The sequence below is a fragment of the Methylocystis sp. B8 genome, assembly GCF_005771425.1.
GTDB lineage: Bacteria > Pseudomonadota > Alphaproteobacteria > Rhizobiales > Beijerinckiaceae > Methylocystis.
Genome location: NZ_VBTZ01000008.1, coordinates 113,890 through 127,912 on the forward strand (window position 1 = coordinate 113,890; position 14,023 = coordinate 127,912).

Consider the following 14,023-nt stretch of genomic DNA (forward strand, 5'->3'; position numbering starts at 1 on the left):
CTTTCGCGGCCTTGCCTCGGCGTCGGACGCCTAAAACAGGAGAGAAGAATGAAGCGCATCGCCTTTGCCTTGCTCACTGTTTGCGCGCCCGCCGGGCTCGCCGCGGAAGAATCGCCGGCGCCGGCGCCTGCAAATGTCGAGAAGGCTGCAGCGCCCCCGGCGCATAATATGAACCACCCTGCCTCCGCCTGCGCCGAGGCGAAGGTCAAGTGCGCCACGACCGCCGTTCCGGCCTTCGCCAAAGACGGAAGGCTGTGGGTGGCGTTTGCCGTCGGCAAGACAGTTTACGCCGCCGCCTCGTCGGACAATGGCAAGACCTTCTCCGCGCCGACAACGATCGCGACGGTCGCCGACGGCGTCATCGATGCGCATGGCGACGCGAGACCGAAAATCACGGCGCTCAGCGATAGAACGCTGCTGGCGACTTATACGACTCGGCCCGACAAGCAGATGATCGGCACGATCTTCACGGCGCGCTCGACCGATGGCGGCAAGACGTTCTCCACGCCGCAGCCGCTTCTGACCGAAGGGGGTCAGCGATTTGATAGCATCGTCGTCAATCGAAAGGGCCGCATCTATGCGGGTTGGCTCGACAAGACGCATGCGCTCCAAGCCAAGGCCGAAGGCAAGGAGTTCCTCGGCAGCGGCGTCGCCTTCGCCTATTCCGACGACGGCGGCAAGACTTTCAACGGCAAATCAATCCTGATCGATCACGCCTGCGAATGCTGCCGCATGTCAGGCGCGCTCGACAAGGACGGAACGCCGGCCTTCGCCTGGCGGCAGGTTTTGGATGGCAATGTTCGCGACCATATGGCCGCGAAACTCTCTGCAGACGCGACGAAAGCAACCGCGACGCGCGTTTCGGACGATGATTGGTCAATCAATAGCTGTCCGCATCACGGACCGTCGATTGCGATCGACGCCTCCGGCGCATGGCATGTCGTCTGGTTCACCAAAGGCAAGAAACGCCAAGGCTTGTTCTATGCACGCAGCGTGGACGAAGGCAAAAGCTTCTCGGAGCCCGAGAAATTCGGCGATGACGCGCGCGCGCCGGGACATCCCACGCTGCTCGCGGCGAAGGGCCGACTCTATCGCGTCTGGAAAGAATTCGACGGAACGACGACGACGATCGCGATGCAAATGTCGCATGACAATGGCAAGGACTGGAGCGCGCCGCGCGTGATCGCCCAAACGTCGGACGCCTCAGACCATCCCGAACTCATCGCCCATAAGGGCGCGGCCTATCTCTCGTGGCTCACGCATAAGGAAGGCTATCGCCTTTTGCCTCTGCCGCGGGACGAGAAAAGCGCCGCGGCGTCACGATAATGCGGACCGCGCTTTGTCATTCCCGGCAGGCCATAGGCCTGACCGGGAATCCAGAGCAAGTCCTATAGACTCACGTCGTGACCCTGGATTCCCGATCGCGCGCAACGCGCGCGTCTGGAATGCCAAGGTCCAAAAATTCGGTTCGGAATTCGCGTCATGCGCCTGTTCTCTCTCGCTCTCGCCATCACGCTCGCAGCGAGCGGCGCGTCCGCCTTCGACTTCAAGCCCTATGGCCGCGGCGCCTTCTCCCAATTGACCAAGGCGCACGCCGGCAAACCGCTGATCGTGCATTTCTGGTCGGTGACCTGTCCGGCCTGCCTCGCTGAATTGCCGCAGTGGGCGAAAATCGCCGGCGAGAAAAAAGGAATCGACATCGTCTTCGTCAACACGGATGGCGACGAAGACCGCCCCCGCGCGCAAGCGCGTATGGAGAAGGCCGGGCTCGCAAATGCCGATCATTACGGCTTCGCCGATGATTTCGTTGAAAAGCTCTATTTCGAAGCTGACAACAGCTGGCGGGGGGAGCTGCCCTTCACGGCGCTCGTCGCGCCCGACGGCGCCGTCGTGACGGTGACAGGCGCGGTCGACGATCCGCTGATCGTCGAGTGGTTGGAGAAGCGCGCGGGCAAGTAACCGCTCGCAAGCGAGCGCGCCTATTGGCGTTTACCAGCGGCCTCTCGCGTAAAGCACGCCAAGAACGATGAGGAGCGCGAGCAATTGCAGGCCGACGCGCCAGCGCATGAGCTTTTGCGATCTCTGCGGCGCGCCTTGGCCGCCGCGAAACATATTGATGAAGCCGGCGACGACGACGAGAGCGACCGCTGCGACGGCGACAACGACCAACAAATTTGAAGAACTTGGCATGAGCGGCGCTTCTCCCTATCCGTTGCGCTGTAGAGAAGCGCGCGCCGCCCCGCAAGGCGTTTATCGCCGCAGCAGGCGCTGCAGATAGTCCAGCTCTTCCTGCGGCCGGTCCGGCTGACCCAGTCTGCGGCGCAGCTCCTCCTGCACGCGATGCGCGCGCTGCGCCGGCGGCAAGCCGAGAGGATCATATTTTCCTTGGAGGTCGGGACGATTGCCATCGCCTGACGCACGTCCAAGCGGATCGCGGCCCTTGCCGCGGCGGCCTCGCCTACCGGGGCTTCCGCCCTCTTCTTCGGCATTTTCTTCGTCGCCCTCGCCGCGCATCTGCTGCGCCAGCCTGTCGGCGCCCTTGCGCAACGCCTGCACGGCTCTGCCTTGCGCGTCGACGGCCCTGCCGCGTCCTTCTCCGGACTTGCCGAGCGCTTCTTCCGCCTCCTTCATCGCGCGGCGCGCGTCGTCGAGTTCTTCGCCGGCCTCGACGCCGCCCTTGCGGAGCGCATCCTGCTGGCGCTCCAGCCTTTCGCGAAGCGCCTGCTGACGTTTGCGTTCAGCGCCGGAATCCTCGCTCTGCGGCTGACCGCTTTGACGACGCCCGCGCGAGGGGCGCGACTCCATCGCGTCGTCCGGCGAGGACATCCCCTGGAAAGTTTCATCGCGCAATTGTTGCTCTTCGCGCGAGAGCTGATCGAGCTCGCTGAGCGCGCGGTTCATTTCACGGCTGCGCGCATGCCGCTGACCCGCGCCTTGCGCCGTCTGCACATTTTCGAGGATGTCCTGAAGTTCATCCAAGAGCCTTTGCGCCCGCGCCATATCGCCCGACTTCATAGCTCTGTTCATTTCGTCGAGCATTGACTGCAACTCGTCGGGCGTGACTGTATCTGCGCTTGCCTCCGCCTCTTGGCGCGGCGCTCCCGGCGGCGGCAATCGGCTACCAAGCTGCTGCAAGAATTTATCGAGCGCGGCGCGAAGCTCCTCGGCGCGTTGAGCGATTTCTTCCTCGCTGTCGCCGCGCGCAATGGCGTCCTTCAAATCGCGCTCGGCGGCGCGCAGATCGCGCTCGGCCTGCGAAATGTCGCCTTCTTCGAGACCCAGCGCCATCGCCCAAAGCATATCAGAGACGCCGCGCAAATCGTCGTCGCTGCGCGCGCCGTCGAGAGCGTGGAGCGCTTCGCGTAAGCCGAGATGGATGGCCGAAGGCGTATCGAAAGCTTCCGGCGCGATCGACAGCGCCTCGAGCGCGGTGCGGACGCTCGCGCGCGACTCAGGATCGAGCGCGAGAATGCGCCTTTGTTCAGCGAGCGCACGGGCGAACGGCTTGACGAAGCGACGCTGAGGCAAGGTCATCTCAATCGATTCAGAAGCGCCTTCATTCTCTGCGGCGTCCTTGGCGACGAGGCGCATCGCGAGCTTTGCGCCGCCAAACGGGCTATCGGCGAGATCGATCGTCGCCTTGGCGTCGCCCTGCCCGCCTCTGCCGGGCGGCAGCGCGAGGGCAAGTCGCGGCGGCTCGTAAAGCGCGCGCCGTCCTCCCGGCGGCTTGCTGAAGACGGCTTCGGCGCCGACGACGCCGTAGTCGTCCGTGGCGCGAAACGCGAGCGTCATCGAGCCGCGGACATTGTTACGCGGCTTTTCCGTCAAGGCGATCGTCGGCGGCTGATCCGGGATGGCCGCGAGATCGAAACGGCGACCGTCGGAAAGCTCCATTCGCGCTGCGCCTGAAAGTTTGAACGCCTGCTCCTTCGCAGCCTCTTTCTGTGCGTCCCCGCCGGCCTGCTGCGCCGCGACGAGCGCGCCGGAGACGGAAACGCCGGCGTCGGGCGGTCGGATGCGGAGCATCGAATTGACGGGGGCCTCGATCGGGGCTTCGCTTTCCTTCGCGAGCACGATCGGCGGCCGTCCCGTATAGGCGGGCGGCTCAAGCCAGGCGTCGACGCGCGCGCTGGCCCCGAAGCTCGTAGCGGCGCGCCAATCGAACGCGGCGGCGACCCGAGCGCGCTTTTCATCGCCCGCCGCGAAACCGGCGGCGACCGCTGCGACAAGCGCGAGCGCGCGCAGCGCATAAGGGTCGCGCCGTGGGACTTGCGGATGCGGCGCCTCGATGGGGGTGTTCGCCAGCGCCTCCTCCAGACGCTGTCGATGCAACGCCCAGAGCGCCTCGACGCCTGCGTCGGCGTTCTGACTGGCGAGACGGTCCTCAAGCGACGATGCCGGTCGCAACGCGGCGTCGGCGCTGTGATCCAGCCGTTCGAGCGCAGCGGAGCGATGCGGCCACCCGCGCGCAATTTCGCGGGCGAGGACGTAAAGCGCCGCGAAGCCAAAGAGCGCCACGCCGGCGATGCGCGCTTCGAAAGGCGCCGCGCCCCAGAACCCCAGCCAGGAGAGCGCCAAGAAGAAGAGGACAATCGTGGCGAGCGCCAAGCCTACCCGCCAGACGCGCTCGGCGACGATCGCGAGCGCCGACTGGCGCAGCATCCCCTCGAGACGCGGCGACGTTTTCTTCCCCAAAGGCCCGACCTGATGTTGAAGCTCGTCCATTCAGACTCCGGCAGACGCGCTAACTACAATGGAGGTTTCATCGCGCGCAGACAATCTTGGCCATAGAAAAGTGGACAATTTCAGCGCATTGACGCATCTCAGGCGAAGCGCGGTAACATGCAGCATGATCCGCAAACCCAGGGGTGACGTCATCGGCGACGTCATCTCGCCCCCTATTGGCGATCTCGCTGTTCTGCCCGCGCCCGTCGCCAGGATCCGCGACAAGATCCTCGCCGCTTGCGAGACGGGCGACGTCGAAGCGCTCCGCATTCCGATTGATTGGAATGAGACGCGCCCGCTCTTCGCCAAGAGCGGCGCCTTCAAGGCTGGAACCGATCCGATCGAGATTTTGAAGGCGCTTTCCTTCGACCGCAAGGGCCGCGAGACGATTGCGCTCATTCGCGCGATTTTTGCGCAGCCCTTCGTGCAAATCACACGCGGGCCAACGACGCTTTACGAATGGCCGGCCTTCGCGCGCCATTCGCAACCGCCAAATAATGAGGATGAGGCGCGACAAAGGTGGCGCTGCGTGCGTTTCGCCGATCTCATGCGCTCCAACGCCGAAGGAAAGCCGCACGCGACGCGCATCGGAATCGCAGCGGATGGCGTCTGGCACTACTTCTGGAGCGAAGACTAGGCCCGCCGCCGAAGCCTGCGCTTTGGCGGAAAGCGCGCCGAATATTAGATCTCGCGCTCCTGCTCATGCGGCGCGGCGTGTGAACGGCCCTTGTCTTCGGCCCGTTTCAGTTCTTCCGCCTCTTCGCCTTCGATCGCCCGCTCGGCGTCCTTGGCCGCTTTGTCGACCTTGCCGCTTTCAACGAATTTTCTCGTCGCCTCATTGTAGCGCTTGGCGGCGCTGCGGCTGCCCTCGCCTTCGTTTTTCGGCTGCATGTCTTTTTGCGCGGTCATCACGTCCTCCTGTCGCGTTTAGAGCGATGGCGTTGCGCTAGCTCGCGCGCCGTTCATGGCGCTTGCGCGTGGCGGCGGCTTTCTTTGCCGATGCCGAACGCTCGGACGCTGGACGCGACGCGGAAGCTGCGCCGCCGAGCTTGCCGCCCCTATGCGCCGCCGGATTGCCCGTATGCGCGCCGCGGCCTGACCCTGACTTCTTGCCGCCGGCGTCATCCTTGTTCACTGTCGCCCAGGCGCGGCGCTCGGCTTCTTTCTCGGACACGCCACGTTTCTCGTAGCCTTCCTCAATATGCTCAGCCTTGCGTTTCTGCTTGTCGGTATAGGCCGACTTATCTCCCTGCGGCATGGCTCATCTCCTTTAGCGCGCAATTGGGAATGAGCGACTAACCGCGCGCGAGGCCGCAATGTTCCTCGCGCTCACGCAAACTTTGCGAAAGGAGAGTTAGAGAGCGCCCCAAAAGCGCATCGGCGCGCCTTGCGAAGGCGCTACGAGCTCGCCCTCCCACATGACCTTGGCGCCGCGCACAAAAGTCCCGACCGGCCAGCCGACGACATCTTTGCCGCCATAGGGCGTCCAGCCGACGCGCGAGGCGATCCATGAATTGCGGATGGTTTCGCGTCGCCTCATGTCGACGATGGTGAGATCTGCGTCGTAACCCACCGCGACGCGCCCCTTGCCAGCGATGCCGAAGAGTCGCGCCGGGCCGGCGCTCGTTAAGTCGACAAAACGCTGCAGGGTCAATCGACCGGCGTTGACGTGATCGAGCAGCAGAGGAACGAGGGTCTGCACGCCGGTCATGCCTGAGGGGCTTTCTGGATAAGGCTTGGCCTTTTCTTCAAGCGTATGCGGCGCATGGTCGGAGCCCAGCACGTCGACGACGCCTTGCGCCACGCCGCGCCAAAGGCCTTCGCGATGGCGCGCTTCGCGCACTGGCGGATTCATCTGCGCGAGCGTTCCGATGCGCGCGTAGTCGCTCGAATCCATCGTCAGATGATGCGGCGTCACTTCGACGCTGGCGATGTCCTTATGTTCGGCGAGCAGCGCGATCTCTTCTTGCGTCGTGACATGCAGCACATGCACGAGCGCGCCCTTTTCGCGCGCGATGTTCATCAACCGCCGGGTCGATCGCACCGCCGTCTCGACGTCGCGCCAGACCGGATGCGACGATGGATCGCCTGGAATGCGCAACGGCTTGCGCGCATTCAAACGATCTTCATCTTCGCTGTGAAATGCAGCGCGCCGGCGCGTATGCGACAGCACTTCGGCGACCCCGGCGTCGTCGGCGATGAGCAGTGAGCCCGTCGAAGACCCCATGAAAACTTTAATTCCGGCGGCGCCAGGCAAGCGCTCCAATTCGCCAAGATGGCGTGCGTTCTCATGCGTGCCGCCGACCCAAAACGCGAAATCGCAGTGCATGCGCCCCATCGCCCGCGCGACCTTGTCGGCAAGCTCCCCCTCTCCTGTCGTGAGCGGATTGGTGTTGGGCATGTCGAAGACGCCGACGACTCCGCCGAGGACCGCGCCGCGCGATCCCGATTCCAGATCTTCCTTATGCGGCGCGCCGGGCTCGCGGAAATGCACTTGGGTGTCGATGACGCCGGGTAGAATATGAAGGCCTCGGCAGTCGATTCTTTCCCCCGCCGAGGCGCGGGAAAGGTCCCCGATCTCGGCGATCTTGCCGCCGCGAAGGCCGACGTCGCGGGCGCCCTCGCCATCTTGGTTGACGAGTGCGCCGCCTGAAAGGATGACGTCAAAGACCTGCGGCATGGATGGCGCCTCGCTTGCGATGCCGTCGCCTTGTGGGGTTTTGTTGCTAATGCGCCAAAGAGGCGCGAGACTCAAGCAGCCAGAGGCGGAGGCGAATGAGGCGCATGACGACCGCGATTTTGCTTGACGATCGAGGAGTTATCGAACTTGCAGGCGAAGACGCCGGTCAGTTCCTGCACAATCTCGTGACGAACGACATCGCCGCGCTCAAGGCCGGCGAGGCCCGGTTCGCCGCGCTGCTGACGCCGCAGGGCAAGATTTTGTTCGATTTTCTGGTCTTTGCGGTCGGCGACGGCCGCTATCTGCTCGACTGTCCGCTCGTCCTTGCCGCCGATCTCCAAAAACGTCTGAACATCTACAAACTGCGTTCGAAACTTAGCGTGACGAACCGCAGCGACGAACTTGAAGCGATCGCCTTCCCTGACGCGACCGAGCCGCCGCAGGTCGAGGCCGTCGCAGTCGCCGCCGATCCGCGCGGACCTCTCGGTTTTCGCGCCATCGCGGAGAAGGGTAAAATTCCGACAAAGGACGCGCGGAAAGATTACGAGGCGCGACGCATCCATGCAGGCGTGCCGCTCGGCGGCGTCGATTTCGATTATGGCGGAACCTTTCCCCACGAAGCGAACATGGATCTGCTCTCAGGGCTCGACTTCAAGAAGGGCTGTTATGTCGGCCAAGAGGTGGTGTCGCGCATGAAGCATCGCGGGCTGGTGCGCAGGCGAATCGCGCCCTATCGCGCGCAAGGCGAAGCGCCGCCGCCCGGCCAAGCAATCCATATCGGCGATGTGGAAGTTGGCGTGACGGGGTCGCGGCTCGCCGATGAAGGTCTGGCGCTGGTGCGACTCGATCGCCTAGCCGAGGCGAAAGAGAAAGGCCAGTCGCCGGTGGCCGCCGGCGTCGCCTTGGAGTTCGAGGCGGAAAAAGCGCCCCCTAGCCCCAAGAGGCCAGAAGGCGCGAAAGCTCGACGATTGATTTAGGGGGAGTGTGTCGGCGCGCGGACTCCTGGGATGGCCCGCGCTCCGATTTGCTGTTGTCAGGCGCCGGTGAGGAGTTCAACGCCTTCCTTGCCGATCACCCGGTGGATGTTGATCAGCAGTTGCAGCACGACGCCGAAGACGCCCAGAGCCATCCAGCCGAAGAACACGAAGCCCCAATGCAGCGGGGCCACGAACAGCTCTTCCATGAACCAGAACGTGTGGCCCCATTCATTCAGGCCGACGTTCGGGATGATCATGAAAGGCCCAACCGAGACGATCAGATAGGCGAGCGAATAGCCCTTGGAGAAATAGGGAATCCGCGTCTTCGCGTGAAAGAAGCAGCCGACCGCCAGGATCGAATAGATCGGATAGCTCATATAGAACTCGATGATATGCGACGGGGTGAAGTCGGTGTCGCGGATCACCGTCATGTGCCAGGTGCCGTCCTGCTCGGTGAAGAAGCTCGCGCCCCAATAGATCGCCGCCGCATAGACGACGAGCCACGCCGCGTTGTCGGCGACGGCCCGCAGCTCCTGACGCGGCGTCAGGCTCGACATGTCGCGCACGCGCGTCTTCCAGAGCCAGCCGGCAAGTCCGATGCCCGAGATGAGCTCCAGCGGAATTTCCGTCCACAGAATGCTCATCCAATAAGTCTGGAACTCCGGGGCGAATGAATCGAGGCCGGCGCGCCAGCCATAAATCTGCTCGTAAATGCGCACGACCAGATAAAAGCCGTTCAGGACCGCAAGCCCGATCCACATTCCCTTGAGATCGACGATCGGTTCGGCGCGATCGATTGCGCCTGCCGCCGTCTGCGAGGTTACGCTCATTTCCTTTCCTCCATTTCGACCGAAAGGCGACTTCAGCCCTTCGGCGAATGTGAGCGTCGCGCGTCGGAGCCTCCTTTACAGCGTGGCGGATTCGCCATTAGGCTTGCAAAGTCAGACAGCGGATTTGCCAATATCCATGCAAAATTCGCCACAGCCTGATGAGTGGAGTCGGCGAGATGGACATCGCAATTCTCGGCTTCGAAAGTTGTCTGGGCCTCGCCTTCGTCGGTTCGGCCGATATGCTGACCTTGAGCCGCCGCATGCTGGCGAAAAGGAATGCGCCCGAGCTCTATCGGGTGATGAGCGTCAGCCATGACGGCAGGCCCGTCCGCGACGGCGCCGGCCGGCTCCTTGAGGTCGACGGTCGCTTCGAGGACGCCGACGGCTGCGCGGCGATCATCGTTCCTGGCTATCTCTGCGACGGCGGCCATGCGCTGCCCGCCACCCCCGCCATAGGCGCCGCGGCCGCGTGGCTCAGACGCCAGCACGCGCTCGGCGCCATCGTCGCCGGCTCCTGCAATGGCGTCTTTCTGCTCGGCGAAGCGGGATTGCTGGACGGGCGGCGCTGCACCACCACCTGGTGGCGGCATAATGAGCTGAAAAGCCGCTATCCCCGCGCCGACGCAGCCTGGGGCGCTTCGCTCATCGAGGACGGCCGGGTCGTGACCGCCGGCGGCCCGCTGTCATGGATCGACCTGTCGCTCCATGTGATTCGCGCCCTGCTCGGGCCGGAGGCGGCCAAGAAGGCGGGGGATTTCACCGTCGTCGACGCGGCCCCCTCGACTCAGGCGATCTATATTCCGCCCGGCCATCTCTCGGCCTCTAACCCCTTCTTGCTCGAGGCCGAGCATATCGTCCGCCAGGCTGGCGACACGCAATTGACGACAATCGATCTCGCGCGGACGCTCGGCGTCTCGGAGCGCACCCTGCATCGGCGTTTGAAGGAGGCGTCGGGCGAAACGCCCAAGCATTTTCTCGATCGCGTCCGCTTCGAGACGGCGCGCATGCTGCTGGAGACGACGCAGAAATCCGTCAAGCAGCTCGCGGCCGCCTCGGGCTATATGGACGAAACCAGTTTCAGGCGGGCCTTCCGGCGCTATTCGGGGATGACGCCCGGCGCCTATCGCTCCTGGTCGGCCGCCCGGCGCGGCGCGAGGTGAATGATAGACGCAAACGCGAAAGGCCCGCGCGAGCGGCGGGCCTTTGCCAAGTAGCTAAAGGGCGGAGTTAATGCACCAAGGTATCGAGCGCGACGTCCATAGCGCGGACCAGGGCTACATTGCCGAAAAGAATGACTGCAATGGCGAGCGCGACGTAAAGCACGTCGGTCATCGCAAGGTGACCGACGGTCCGCTCCCCGCTCCGTTCGTCCGTCTGCAGGTCCATCTTAGCTTCCTTCCCAGTCGCAATGATTTTCATCTTCGCTTCTAATTCGAAACCCGCCTCGCCGAAGTGCGCAATCGCACACGGACGGGGCTCAACGCCTCTACAGCCGATTGGTTGCCTTAATAAACCCACAAAGATTGAAAATTTGCGACATCTTTCTTGAAAGTTCATTGCCAAGCCATTCGCATCCGCGACATGAGCTGCGACTAGGGCCCGGCTTTTGTTTCTCCGGAAAGCTCTGTAAGTTTTGCGCGAAACCGGCCGCAGGCTTGCTGCATAGAACGGCTCGGAAACGGCAATAAGCGCCACAGAGCGCACGAAGGGAGGGGCCACAAGTGAGCGGAAACATGAACGTCAGCGGCCGCACGACCGAAAGCGTCAACGCTCTTGCGGGCGTACTGGTCGATCGTCTTGTCGCGGGAGCGGCGCAATATCGGATTTCGGTCGAGCGGGGCAGTCTCGGCGAACTGCTGATCGACGCCGGCGCCAAGGTCGTGGGCGGCATAGAGGCGGGCCTGCGGCTGACCGAAATTTGTATGGGCGGCTTAGGACGCGTGACGCTTTCCCATTCGCCGGCCGCGCCGAAATGGCCGTTTTGGCTGACCGTGACGAGCACGGACCCTGTCGTCGCCTGCCTTGCCAGCCAATACGCCGGCTGGAGCCTGAGCCATGAAAAATTCTTCGCGCTCGGTTCGGGGCCGGGCCGCGCCCAGGCCCGAGCGGAGAAGCTTTTCGACGAGCTTTCTTACCGCGACCTGGCCGACCGCGTGACCATTGTTCTGGAAAGCGGCTCGCCGCCGCCCAAGGAGGTGGTCGAGAAAGTCGCCTCGCGCTCCGGCGTGTCTCCGGACAAGGTCGCATTCATTTACGCGCCGACGCAGTCGCTAGCAGGCGGTGTCCAGGTGGTCGGACGCGTGCTCGAAGTCGCGCTGCACAAAGCGCATGAACTGCACTTTCCGCTCGACGACATTATCGACGGCGTCGCGACGGCGCCGCTCTCGCCGCCCCACCCCGACTTCGTTCAGGCGATGGGCCGCACCAATGACGCCATCATCTACGCCGGCCGCGCCCATCTTTTCGTCAAAGGTTCGGCGGCCGCCGCCAAGGAGCTCGCTGAAAAGCTGCCGAGCGGCACGTCGCGCGACTATGGCCGGCCGTTCGCCGAGATTTTCAAGGCGTATAAGGGCGATTTCTATAAGATAGACGGCAGCCTGTTTTCACCCGCGGAAGCGCTGGTGACGGCGGTGGAGACGGGCGAAACCTTCCGCGCCGGCGAGATCAATCTGGCGCTGCTGGATAAATCGTTTGGCGGGTGATCGCCGAGGCGTTTGTGACTGCGTTCGACCTGCTTGATAGACCCGGCGCCCTCTCCTCCTCGGCCGAGAAGAGAGGGCCGTCGCCGCGCGTCGCGGTCTTCACCGACAAGCTCGACTGGCACGTCGAGAAGACGCTTGCGGCGTTCCGAGCGCAGGGGGCGACGCCCGTCGCCGTGCGGCTCTCCGCTTGCAAGATCGAGACGGGCCGGGCTCGCGGCCTTCTGATCCCGGGCTTTTGCGACCTGCCGGATCTCGCCATCGTTCGCGCCATCGGCGACGGCTCGCTCGAAGCGATCACCATGCGGCTCAGCGTCCTGCACGCGCTGAAGGCGCTGGACGTCCCGGTCGTTAATAGCGCGCGCGCGATCGAACGCTGCACCGACAAATCCATGGCGAGCTTTCTTCTGGCGCAGGCCAGACTGCCGACGCCTCAGACCTTCGCCGCGCAGACTCTCGCGCAGGCGCGCGCCATCGCGCGGCGCGAATGCGCCACAGGACCGCTGGTGTTGAAGCCGCTCTTTGGCGCCCAGGGCTGGGGCCTGCGACTGATCGAGCGCGTCGATGATCTGCCGTCGCTTCAGGACGCGCGGGGCGTATTCTATCTCCAGCGCTTCGTCGGCCCGGCGCGGCCGCCGTTCGAAGACATGCGCGTTCTCGTCTCGCACGGCGAAATCGTCGCCGCCATGCGCCGACGTTCGAGCCACTGGATCACCAATGTGCGGCAGGGGGCGAAGCCGCTCGCCGCCGAGCCGTCAGTTCGGGAAACTGAGATCGCCCTCGCCGCGGCTAAAGCTCTCGGAGTCGACTTCGCCGGCGTCGACATCATCAATAACGACCGGGGCGAGCCGCTTATTCTCGAAGTCAACAGCATGGCCGGCTGGAGCGGACTGCAGCGGGTGACGCCCTTCTCCATCGCCGACCGGCTCGCCGCCGACGCGCTTGCGCAGATGGCGCGCGAGCGGCTTCGCGCCTGACGTGGCGACGCTCTCAGTCGCGCCACAAGAAATCGCGGCCGGCTTCATCGCCGCCTGTAGGGCGGAATTGCAAGCGCCCAAGCCCGGCAACGTCCATGTCTTCGCCGATGGCCACGGCATGACCGCGGCGGATTTCGTCGCAAGCGCCGAGGCCGCCGCCCCCTTTATAGCCGCGGCGCAATCGACTGTCGGCGCGCGCATCGCTGGCGCAATCGAGGCGACTTGGGCGCGCGTCGGGCAGAACACCAATCTCGGCATTGTCCTGCTCTGCGCGCCGCTCGCGCAGGCCGCCGCAACGGCGCAAAGCGCCGATTTGCGTCAGGAGACCCAACGCGTATTGCAGGCGCTGGACATCAATGACGCCGACGCCGCCTTTCGCGCCATCGCCCATGCGCGGCCGGCCGGGCTTGGAGATGCGCCGCAGCACGACGTCCACGCGCCGGCCGATACGACTCTGCTGGAGGCGATGCAGGCCGCCGCCGACCGCGACCGCATCGCCTGGCAATACGCCAACGGCTTCGCCGATATTTTCGACCTTGGCCTTGAGACCTTCGCTGCAGCGCGAAATCGAGGCGCTGATGGACCGCTCGCGACGCTCCGCGTCTATACGGCCTTTCTGGCCGCTTTTCCCGACAGCCATATTGCGCGCAAACATGGGCTCGCGGCCGCCGAGGCGATCCGCGGCGAGGCGGCCCATTTTGAAACGCACCTGAAAAGCGCCGAAAGGCGCGACGCGGCGTTCGAACTGGCGTTGGAATTTGATCGCGCGCTCAAGCGGCGCGGACTGAATCCAGGCACAAGCGCCGATCTGACGGTCGCAGTTCTTTTCGCCGATTATCTGGCGGCCATCTTGGCAAGGCCGCGCAAAAATGGTTGAGTCCGCGCGCGCGGGATGGTCTCGCGGCTATCCGGCCACCGGTCTGATCGGGCTCTTTTCGCTCGGCGCCGAAGAGGGGATAGAGGGCGCTCGACGCCAAATGGCGCGCGCGCCGTCAGAGGGAATTCTGGGAGGAACACATGGCAGTGATCAACAAGATGCTGGTCGGCGAGTCGCTGGTCGGCGACGGCAACGAAGTTGCGCATATCGACCTGATCATGGGTCCGCGCGGCTCGGCGGCCGAGCTCGCCTTCGCCA

The 14,023-nt window shown here is 64.2% G+C and carries 16 protein-coding genes; 9 read left to right on the forward strand and 7 right to left on the reverse strand.

Annotated elements, in window-relative coordinates; all coding sequences use genetic code 11:
- Window positions 1-48 precede the first annotated feature (48 nt).
- Entirely contained in the window at window positions 49-1,326 is a 1,278-nt protein-coding gene (locus FEV16_RS13415; protein WP_138168130.1) for a sialidase family protein, read from the forward strand.
- A gap of 156 nt (window positions 1,327-1,482) precedes the next feature.
- Window positions 1,483-1,959: a TlpA disulfide reductase family protein gene (locus FEV16_RS13420; RefSeq protein WP_138168131.1), complete on the forward strand. Its 477-nt coding sequence runs from the start codon at window positions 1,483-1,485 to the stop codon at window positions 1,957-1,959.
- A gap of 30 nt (window positions 1,960-1,989) precedes the next feature.
- Here the strand turns inward: FEV16_RS13420 and FEV16_RS13425 are convergent, their stop codons facing one another.
- Window positions 1,990-2,190, reverse strand: a complete 201-nt coding sequence (locus FEV16_RS13425) for a twin transmembrane helix small protein (protein WP_138168132.1) — start codon at window positions 2,188-2,190, stop codon at window positions 1,990-1,992.
- A gap of 60 nt (window positions 2,191-2,250) precedes the next feature.
- Window positions 2,251-4,725, reverse strand: a complete 2,475-nt coding sequence (locus tag FEV16_RS13430; RefSeq protein ID WP_138168133.1) for a TIGR02302 family protein — start codon at window positions 4,723-4,725, stop codon at window positions 2,251-2,253.
- A 124-nt stretch (window positions 4,726-4,849) separates the two neighbouring features.
- Between FEV16_RS13430 and FEV16_RS13435 the strand changes: the two genes are divergently transcribed.
- Window positions 4,850-5,362, forward strand: a complete 513-nt coding sequence (locus FEV16_RS13435) for a hypothetical protein (RefSeq protein ID WP_138168134.1) — start codon at window positions 4,850-4,852, stop codon at window positions 5,360-5,362.
- A gap of 44 nt (window positions 5,363-5,406) precedes the next feature.
- Here the strand turns inward: FEV16_RS13435 and FEV16_RS13440 are convergent, their stop codons facing one another.
- From FEV16_RS13440 to FEV16_RS13450, 3 genes are all read right to left on the reverse strand, one after another.
- The gene (locus tag FEV16_RS13440) at window positions 5,407-5,634 is read right to left on the reverse strand and encodes a hypothetical protein (RefSeq protein WP_138168135.1); all 228 of its coding nucleotides are present in this window, start codon (window positions 5,632-5,634) and stop codon (window positions 5,407-5,409) included.
- Between the two features lie 37 nt (window positions 5,635-5,671).
- A complete protein-coding gene (locus FEV16_RS13445; RefSeq protein ID WP_138168136.1) occupies window positions 5,672-5,983 on the reverse strand; it encodes a plasmid stabilization protein in 312 nt (103 codons plus the stop codon).
- A gap of 96 nt (window positions 5,984-6,079) precedes the next feature.
- Window positions 6,080-7,405 (reverse strand): dihydroorotase, encoded by a 1,326-nt coding sequence (locus tag FEV16_RS13450; protein WP_138168137.1) that lies wholly within the window; start codon window positions 7,403-7,405, stop codon window positions 6,080-6,082.
- A gap of 104 nt (window positions 7,406-7,509) precedes the next feature.
- Between FEV16_RS13450 and FEV16_RS13455 the strand changes: the two genes are divergently transcribed.
- Entirely contained in the window at window positions 7,510-8,382 is an 873-nt protein-coding gene (locus tag FEV16_RS13455) for a folate-binding protein YgfZ (RefSeq protein WP_138168138.1), read from the forward strand.
- Window positions 8,383-8,438: 56 nt separating this feature from the next.
- Here the strand turns inward: FEV16_RS13455 and amoC are convergent, their stop codons facing one another.
- Window positions 8,439-9,212 carry a bacterial ammonia monooxygenase, subunit AmoC gene (gene amoC, locus FEV16_RS13460; protein ID WP_138168139.1) on the reverse strand — a complete coding sequence of 258 codons (774 nt, stop codon included), beginning with the start codon at window positions 9,210-9,212 and terminating at the stop codon, window positions 8,439-8,441.
- Between the two features lie 176 nt (window positions 9,213-9,388).
- Between amoC and FEV16_RS13465 the strand changes: the two genes are divergently transcribed.
- Complete coding sequence (locus tag FEV16_RS13465) at window positions 9,389-10,372, forward strand: helix-turn-helix domain-containing protein (RefSeq protein WP_138168140.1); 984 nt, start codon at window positions 9,389-9,391, stop codon at window positions 10,370-10,372.
- A gap of 67 nt (window positions 10,373-10,439) precedes the next feature.
- Here the strand turns inward: FEV16_RS13465 and FEV16_RS16955 are convergent, their stop codons facing one another.
- Entirely contained in the window at window positions 10,440-10,598 is a 159-nt protein-coding gene (locus FEV16_RS16955; RefSeq protein ID WP_171015233.1) for a hypothetical protein, read from the reverse strand.
- A 335-nt stretch (window positions 10,599-10,933) separates the two neighbouring features.
- Here FEV16_RS16955 and mch point away from each other — a divergent pair, with 335 nt between their 5' ends.
- The 4 genes from mch to FEV16_RS13485 form a co-directional block, all read left to right on the forward strand.
- Window positions 10,934-11,914 (forward strand): methenyltetrahydromethanopterin cyclohydrolase, encoded by a 981-nt coding sequence (mch, locus tag FEV16_RS13470; protein ID WP_138168141.1) that lies wholly within the window; start codon window positions 10,934-10,936, stop codon window positions 11,912-11,914.
- Window positions 11,915-11,928: 14 nt separating this feature from the next.
- Window positions 11,929-12,888 (forward strand): RimK family alpha-L-glutamate ligase, encoded by a 960-nt coding sequence (locus FEV16_RS13475; protein ID WP_246657330.1) that lies wholly within the window; start codon window positions 11,929-11,931, stop codon window positions 12,886-12,888.
- 1 nt (window position 12,889) lies between these two features.
- Complete coding sequence (locus FEV16_RS13480) at window positions 12,890-13,765, forward strand: triphosphoribosyl-dephospho-CoA synthase (RefSeq protein ID WP_138168142.1); 876 nt, start codon at window positions 12,890-12,892, stop codon at window positions 13,763-13,765.
- 140 nt (window positions 13,766-13,905) lie between these two features.
- On the forward strand, window positions 13,906-14,023 hold a 118-nt coding region (locus FEV16_RS13485), incomplete at its 3' end, for a formaldehyde-activating enzyme (RefSeq protein WP_210234890.1).

Coding starts and splice junctions, on each gene's coding strand:
- FEV16_RS13425 (WP_138168132.1), bottom strand. CDS start 2,190: ATGCCAAGTTCTTCAAATTTGTTGGTCGTTGTCGCCGTCGCAGCGGTC.
- FEV16_RS13440 (WP_138168135.1), bottom strand. CDS start 5,634: ATGACCGCGCAAAAAGACATGCAGCCGAAAAACGAAGGCGAGGGCAGC.
- FEV16_RS13430 (WP_138168133.1), bottom strand. CDS start 4,725: ATGGACGAGCTTCAACATCAGGTCGGGCCTTTGGGGAAGAAAACGTCG.
- FEV16_RS13450 (WP_138168137.1), bottom strand. CDS start 7,405: ATGCCGCAGGTCTTTGACGTCATCCTTTCAGGCGGCGCACTCGTCAAC.
- FEV16_RS13445 (WP_138168136.1), bottom strand. CDS start 5,983: ATGCCGCAGGGAGATAAGTCGGCCTATACCGACAAGCAGAAACGCAAG.
- FEV16_RS13415 (WP_138168130.1), top strand. CDS start 49: ATGAAGCGCATCGCCTTTGCCTTGCTCACTGTTTGCGCGCCCGCCGGG.
- FEV16_RS16955 (WP_171015233.1), bottom strand. CDS start 10,598: ATGGACCTGCAGACGGACGAACGGAGCGGGGAGCGGACCGTCGGTCAC.
- FEV16_RS13465 (WP_138168140.1), top strand. CDS start 9,389: ATGGACATCGCAATTCTCGGCTTCGAAAGTTGTCTGGGCCTCGCCTTC.
- FEV16_RS13455 (WP_138168138.1), top strand. CDS start 7,510: ATGACGACCGCGATTTTGCTTGACGATCGAGGAGTTATCGAACTTGCA.
- FEV16_RS13435 (WP_138168134.1), top strand. CDS start 4,850: ATGATCCGCAAACCCAGGGGTGACGTCATCGGCGACGTCATCTCGCCC.
- FEV16_RS13420 (WP_138168131.1), top strand. CDS start 1,483: ATGCGCCTGTTCTCTCTCGCTCTCGCCATCACGCTCGCAGCGAGCGGC.
- amoC (WP_138168139.1), bottom strand. CDS start 9,212: ATGAGCGTAACCTCGCAGACGGCGGCAGGCGCAATCGATCGCGCCGAA.